Consider the following 7,175-nt stretch of genomic DNA (forward strand, 5'->3'; position numbering starts at 1 on the left):
TAACTGAGGCGGAAAACGGGAACGGAAAAATTAGTTAGTTTCTGTAAACATTAAAGTTTCAACAAAACGCGAATGTGGGAAATAGTGAATCTCAATTGGAATATCGGTAGCCCTATACAGTTGATTTTCAATTTCTTCTAAGAGATATTTATCAATCGTTAACGGTTTCTTCTCTTCAGCAATGTACAGGTAATAAATGTAGAAAGTCGAATATCTACCACGGTACTTTTTGGCTTTAACGGATGTGATATGAAAATTGCGGATAACTGGACCAGTGTATAGGTCGGAAGCAGTATTGAACGAGACGAGAATTCCACAGATGAGAATAATCGCTCCGATGACTGTAGTAATCAACAAAGTTGTTGATAGGGCAGACATCGTAATTCTTACGAGCGAAGAGGCAATAACAAAAATACCGATAAGGCTTGAGCTAATGCCAAGTAAGCAGAAAGCTTGGAGGCGCAGACGGAATGCTCGATTTGTGTGAGCTTGTGAAAATGATCTAGGTGAGATCGAGAAGGAGTCCTCAACTCTTTTCGCGCGAAAAAGTAACGCTAATGCTAAGAAAACTGTTATCAGGCAGCAAGTGAGAGCATAATTGAGAATGCTGAGGAACAATACTGACGACATCGTTACTTCCTTCGTAGAACGTATAGAAAATATTTTAACGCGATGCGTGTTCCGCGATAGACCTTGAGTCTTTTTAGATTTATTATATAAGAATACACCGTTGTAATAAGGAGTGGGGAATGACAAATACGTCTGATAACAATATTATTGACTATGCCATGGGTCTTGATCTAGGAAATGCATCCGTTGGATGGGTTGCAATGGGAACGGACTATCGTTTGAAGCGAGCAAGGGGAAAAGAGCTCATCGGCGCCCGTTTATTCAATCCAGCAAATACTGCTGCTGATCGTAGAATGCATCGTGCAATGCGCCGTAGGCTATCACGACGTCGTTGGCGTTTGCGTATGCTTGATGAATTGTTCGCGACAGAAATCACTAAAATTGACCCTGAATTCTTCGTACGTCGAAAATATTCATGGGTGCATCCAAAGGATGAGCTGAATCACACAAATTGGCATGATGGAATGATCTTTAGGACGAAGGAACAAGATCAGCAGTTCTATAAAGATTATCCAACTATTTATCATCTGCGTCAAAAGCTCATGGAAGATACTGCGAAGCACGATATTCGTGAAGTGTATCTTGCTATTCATCATATTATTAAGTTCCGCGGTAACTTCTTGACCGAAGGGACTCTTGATATCAAGAATGTGTTTGATCAAGATAAAGCCTGCAAATTATTCGGACAAATTCTTTCCGATAATATAGGAGAAGATTCGCAACTCGAAGCAAAGTATACAGATTCATCTGTATCTCTTGTTGATATTTTGCTTACCCCTGGGCTCACTAGAAAGACTCGAGCAGAAAACGCGCTAAAAGGATTTACTATTCATGGTTTAGATAATAAATTCATAAGAGGATCTCTTGAGAGCATTTTGAGCGCATTATTAGGCAACCAGATTAATTTTATTAAGATATTCGGTCTACTGAACTTAGATAAGGATACAAAAGAGGTATTAAAATTTAAGTTTGGTGATAAAGATTATGATGAAAAGATACAGAAAGTAATTGATGTAAATGTGCTTTCCGATAATCAAATTGAGTATGTTAATGAGCTTAAAAGGCTACATGATAGTCTACTTATCAGGGAACTTCTCGGAGAGAGTAAGACTTTTTCTGCTGCGCAGATTAGAAGGTACCAAACTCATAAGGATAATCTAAAACTTTTTGATGGAATAAGAATGGGGTTTGGAAAAGAACAGGAAAAAGAATTTTTACTACAATATAGGAATCTATTAAGTTCAAAAGAAGATAAAAATAAAGATGGAAGAGAATATTTTTCCACGCTTATTAAGAAGCTTGCGGATGAGGAGAAGCGAGATAAGCTCCAAATTGATTTAGAGGAGAACAAGCTTTTTCCGAAACAGCGTACGAGTATTAACGTTGTAATTCCCCATCAGTTACATTTGAATGAATTGCAATTAATAATCCTCAATCAAGGTAAATATTATCCTTTTCTTCTTGACAAATACGTAAAGGATGGAAAAGAGGAGAACAAAATTGAAGGTTTACTTAAATTCCGTATCCCTTACTATGTAGGTCCACTCGTGTCTCGTAACGATAGGAACGACTTTGATAATCATGATTATCATTGGATGGTTAGAAATGAGGGGAGAACGGAAACAATTACCCCTTGGAATTTTGATGAGGTCGTTGATAAAGACAAAAGCGGAATTGAATTTATCAATCGTCTAAAAACAACCGATACTTTCTTAGCTGGCGAATATACATTGCCCAAGCATTCCATGTTATATGAGAAGTATATGTTGTTAAGTGAGCTAAATAATGTAAGTTTAGAGTATCGAGATGGTAATACCGTTTATGGATCGGAACAACAAAAGCTAAGTACAGAAGATAAACAGTATTTAATTGATAAACTGTTCAAACATTATAAAGTCGTCACTAAAAAACGTGTTGAAGAACAATTAATGTTAAAACATGGGGCGAAGATTATAAAATTGCGAGGGCTTGCGGATGAAGAAAAGTTTACCTCTTCATTGGAATCATATATCAATCTCCAAAGAACATTTCCGCGGGAATTCTTGGATAACAAAACCAATCAGGAGTTCCTTGAACGCATTATCGAGTTACAAACAGTTTTTGAAGATCGAGATCCATTGAAACATCAGCTATCGTTAATGGAGAACTTAACCAGTTCTCAGATAGAACAATTGGTGCGAACTCACTACACAGGATGGGGGAGGTTGTCCCACAAGTTTTTAACAACACGCTGTGTTTCACTTCGTAGAAATCCGGAGAAATGCAGCATTATGGATGCTTTAGAACAAACCTCGTTAAGCTTGATGAGTCTTGTCAGACAGTCTAAGTACGGTGTAAACGAATGGATTGAGTCTCAGAATTCTCAAAGAGAATATTCGTCGAACCCAGAAGAACGACTTGCTGAACTAATTGATGCTCTCTTGGTGTCTCCTAAGGTAAAGCGTGGAATCTACCAGACTATTCGTGTTATTGATGATGTGTCTAGAGCCTTGGGATCATTACCTCGTCGAATCTTCATTGAGACATCGGATGAAGCTCAAGTATCCGTGCGTAGCAAGTCGCGTAAAACTAAGCTTCAGAACCTTCTGGATAGTGACGATCTGCGCAAAGAATTCTGGTCAATTAGGAAGGAACTGGAAAAAGAGAAGCAGAGTCTCAAAGATGATAAATTGTATTTGTACTATTCCCAACTTCAAATGGACATGTATACAGGGGAGAAGCTTTCAATAGATGATTTACGAAATTGTGATATTGATCATATCATTCCCCGTGCGATTACAAAGAATGATTCGCTCTCTAATCGAGTCCTAGTACGTAAATCGGTTAATTCTGAGAAATCTGATTCTCAGATGTATTTACCTAATAATGTAATAAGTAGAATGAAATCGCATTGGTCGTATTTACTCAAAATGGGTCTTATAAGTGAAGAAAAATATAAGGCGCTTACGCGTTCGAAACCGTATGGAGAAGAATTAGAACGCTTCATTAATCGCTCAATGGTCGATACTAGACAAATCATAAAAAATGTAGAACGTGTAGTAAGCGATTATTATGGTGAGGAAGCGAAGATTGATATATATCCAATTAACTCTGAAGTGACAATAGATATGCGTAAGTATCTAGGATATGAACATAAAAATAGAGACATTAACGATTATCATCATGCACAAGATGCTCTGTGTATTGCCGCGGCAGGACAATTCATGGTCAATTCCGGGATTTTTAATCGTATTCAGGGAACGGTGAATAATGGTAAATACTATAATGCATTTTTTGAGCAATATTTTGCTGATATCCGCGCTAGAGAAACAGAAAAATACCGAGAGAATATATCTCGAAATCGAAGGATTAAGATTTTCGGATTTGTAGTGGGATCTATGTGCTCAGTGAATGCAAAATATCGTATGAATCCTATTACTGGAAGAATCGTTTGGGCTCAAAGTGATGCGAATTATTTGCGAAAAGTTATGAACTATAAAAAAATTCTTATCACGCAGCGTGTGGGTGCTGATAAGCATTCTCTCTATAAGGTAGAGAGAATAAGCCACAAAAAGTCGCAGAAGGGGATGATACCATTAGATAAAGCACGTATTAATACGAAACTTTATGGTGGATTCAAAACTCCTACGACAGCATCAATGTTGCTCATATATCATCAAAATGAGGTGATGTTGGTCTCAGTCCACGAGGCAGAAAATATATTGATGAGATTGAATAAGGAACAGGCGCTTACTAAGATCTTGTGTAGAAATCGGAAAAACGATGCCAAGATTTTACTTGATAACATTCTCCCTGGGCAATTGCTTGTGTATGCCAACCAACTTGTAACAGTTCGATCCGCAACAGAATTTAATAATGCAGTTCAACTCTGGCTACCAAAGGTAACATATGACATTGTGGACACTCTAGTTGACCCAAGTTTCCAGAATAAAGAGCAGTGCCTTGATAAGCTTAGAGGAATATTCGGAGAAGACTTCGATTATGATAGCGCACTTCAAATGTCTTTTGAAACAATCATGGATATAGCTAATAGACGATTTCCGCTCATATCTAGGAAAGTTAATAAAATTGAGTCTTCATCTGAAATATTATTAGGTAGTGAGTTTAAACGACAGAGGGAAGCATTAATTAGTGTTCTTAAAGGGCTTCACGCAAATTCCGCATATACAAAATTAGGTGAATTTGGTTTAGGAAGCGAATGGGGAAGAATTAGAAACCATTCAGGCGGCTATGTTCTTGATGACTCGGATGAATTCATCTATCAGTCTCCATCCGGAATCTTCGAAACACGTGTAAGTATTGCGGAGCTTAAACGTAGAGCTGGAATTGAGTAGAGTAACAGAGTAAAATTAAAAGTCCCTCTCAATGAGAGGGACTTTTAAGAGCCTTAAGGCTGGACTTAATGTCCGAGGAAGCTTGACCGAAGTCTTGCTTTATTTCGATGTGTGTCTAACGGATCAACGATTTAGACCATAGATTGCGACCAACAATCTACCTTCATTGTAGCACTTTTTCTAAGGAGAAGTTGTGTCATGGCGAAATGTGGTCGTTACTAAGCATTCTAAAGTTTCGACGAAGCTAAATCATTTGGTAATTCAAACGGATGAAGATTCTTTCCAAATTCCATTATCTGATATTGGAAACATTATTATTGATACGACACGAGCTGTTATTACAACCCATGCAGTTTCAGAATGTATGGAGAAGAAAATAAAAATAATCTTCTGTGATTCTCGTGGTATTCCTATCGGAGAAACAGTTCCATATGCTGTTCAAACGAACCGAGTACCAAACATTCGTAGACAACTAAACTGGGATAAGGAAAGACGAGATATTCTATGGCAACGAATTGTGCAAGAAAAGATTGCGCATCAAGCTCAAGTGCTTGAAGAAATAGAATGTCCTGATTGGAAGGATGTTTATTCCCTTGCAAATGCGGTACAAGTTGGTGATCCTGATAATCGTGAGGCTGTTGCAGCGCATATGTATTTCCCAAGACTTTTTACATATGAATTCACTCGTTCTGATGAGTCTCATCCGATTAACGCGTTGCTAAATTATGGGTATGCGATACTACTCTCAGAAACATGCAGACAAGTATCCTTAGCAGGTTACTTGACAGAGATAGGCGTTCATCATGAAAGTGATAAGAACCCTTATAATCTAGCGTCTGATCTTATGGAGCCTTTTAGGCCATATGTTGATAAAGCTATAGGTAGTATGGAATTGAAAGAACTCAATCCTCAAACAAAAATAGAGCTTGTGTCCTTATTGTTAGGCGAAATTCCTGAGCTTCATGGAAAACTTTCTAGAGTAATCGAATGCTTCGTACAGGATTGTTTACGTTATCTCGCAGGAGATGAGAAAGTTCCACAGCTGGGGTATTACTCATGAGGTACAGGATTATGCGTGTAATGATATTCTTCGATTTGCCGACGCTGACAGATTCTGATCGCAAAAATTATCGACTGTTTAGGAAATCTCTCGTTGAAGAGGGATTTCTTATGATACAAGAATCTGTGTATGTAAGAATTGCTACCACTCATGAATCTGCGGAATTCATTGAAAATAGAATAAAGTCGATAGTTCCACCGAAAGGAGTAGTTCAATCGTTAATTGTTACTGAGAAACAATATGCGAGTATTAGATTTCTAGTTGGGGAATCGATAGATGATTTTAGAAATCTTGACGTAGGGACAGTGGTCATATGATTACTGTACTCAATATGCCTCCACTGGATAGTATCGAGATAGGTAAGGGGCTTAATATCATTGGCACAAATAATAGTTCAGTATTTTTCCAATTATCTCAACTTCTCAAAGGTAGAGATGACATGGGAAATATGTTTGATGACAAGGATAACTTGGTAGAAAAAGTTGCCTCGCAGATTTTATTTATCGGTGATGTGGCTAGCCCCTATAATTTTAATGACTGGTTTATGAAGCAAATGATAACTAAACTACTGTTTAACGTTGATGAATATCAGCTGAAGGAGCTTCATGAAATTTTCGAGAGGGGGTATTCGGTATTTGATAGCTTAGCTCTTGATTCAATGTTGCCGGTGAATTTATCAGCTGAATTTGAAGTCAAAGCGATTTTAGGAATTTATAAGCCTAGCATTGATGTGCCGAATCCACGAAGCTTCTATGATGTATTACAATCTATAATTGATACTGCCGGAGCTCTGAATGAAAAACGGATGCTCGTGTTGCTTCATATAACTAAATATTGTACTAAGGAGCAGTTAGACTACTTAGCTAGAGACATTTTGAGACAAGAACTACAAGTTCTATCTCTTGAATGGACTGACCATCTGTTCAGATTCGAGGATGGAAGAAGCTGGTACGTTGACGAAGATTTTGTGCAATTCCCATGAATTGTTCAGGAAATGTTAAGGCTATCGGTTTCGGATGTCTGACGGATCAATGAGGTAGACCACTTCTTAGATGCGATCCATGAATCCGTCAGTGTTTCGGATGTCTGACGGATCAATGAGGTAGACCACATGCACTACCTGACTACGCGGTGCGCATGCGTTTCGGATG

5 protein-coding genes are annotated in these 7,175 nt (G+C 38.0%); 4 read left to right on the forward strand and 1 reads right to left on the reverse strand.

Features of this window, described 5'->3' with window-relative positions; all coding sequences use genetic code 11:
• Positions 1-30 precede the first annotated feature (30 nt).
• Positions 31-630 (reverse strand): hypothetical protein, encoded by a 600-nt coding sequence (locus EJ419_RS03515; protein WP_131283675.1) that lies wholly within the window; start codon positions 628-630, stop codon positions 31-33.
• A 119-nt stretch (positions 631-749) separates the two neighbouring features.
• Here EJ419_RS03515 and cas9 point away from each other — a divergent pair, with 119 nt between their 5' ends.
• The 4 genes from cas9 (at position 750) to csn2 (ending at position 7,006) form a co-directional block, all read left to right on the forward strand.
• Complete coding sequence (cas9, locus tag EJ419_RS03520; RefSeq protein ID WP_131283679.1) at positions 750-4,964, forward strand: type II CRISPR RNA-guided endonuclease Cas9; 4,215 nt, start codon at positions 750-752, stop codon at positions 4,962-4,964.
• Between the two features lie 193 nt (positions 4,965-5,157).
• Entirely contained in the window at positions 5,158-6,024 is an 867-nt protein-coding gene (gene cas1, locus EJ419_RS03525; RefSeq protein WP_131283681.1) for a type II CRISPR-associated endonuclease Cas1, read from the forward strand.
• A gap of 20 nt (positions 6,025-6,044) precedes the next feature.
• Positions 6,045-6,341, forward strand: coding sequence for a CRISPR-associated endonuclease Cas2 (gene cas2 / locus EJ419_RS03530; protein WP_240680323.1), 297 nt, complete (start codon positions 6,045-6,047; stop codon positions 6,339-6,341).
• Positions 6,338-7,006 carry a type II-A CRISPR-associated protein Csn2 gene (gene csn2 / locus EJ419_RS03535; RefSeq protein ID WP_131283685.1) on the forward strand — a complete coding sequence of 223 codons (669 nt, stop codon included), beginning with the start codon at positions 6,338-6,340 and terminating at the stop codon, positions 7,004-7,006. Before cas2 ends, csn2 begins: the two co-directional genes overlap by 4 nt.
• The last annotated feature ends 169 nt before the right edge of the window (positions 7,007-7,175 follow it).

This window comes from Alloscardovia theropitheci (assembly GCF_004332295.1).
In the GTDB taxonomy this organism is placed as follows: Bacteria; Actinomycetota; Actinomycetes; order Actinomycetales; family Bifidobacteriaceae; genus Alloscardovia; species Alloscardovia theropitheci.

Bases quoted from the DNA above. Each gene is read 5' to 3' on its own strand.
- EJ419_RS03515 (WP_131283675.1), bottom strand. From the start codon at position 630: ATGTCGTCAGTATTGTTCCTCAGCATTCTCAATTATGCTCTCACTTGC.
- cas9 (WP_131283679.1), top strand. From the start codon at position 750: ATGACAAATACGTCTGATAACAATATTATTGACTATGCCATGGGTCTT.
- cas2 (WP_240680323.1), top strand. From the start codon at position 6,045: ATGATATTCTTCGATTTGCCGACGCTGACAGATTCTGATCGCAAAAAT.
- csn2 (WP_131283685.1), top strand. From the start codon at position 6,338: ATGATTACTGTACTCAATATGCCTCCACTGGATAGTATCGAGATAGGT.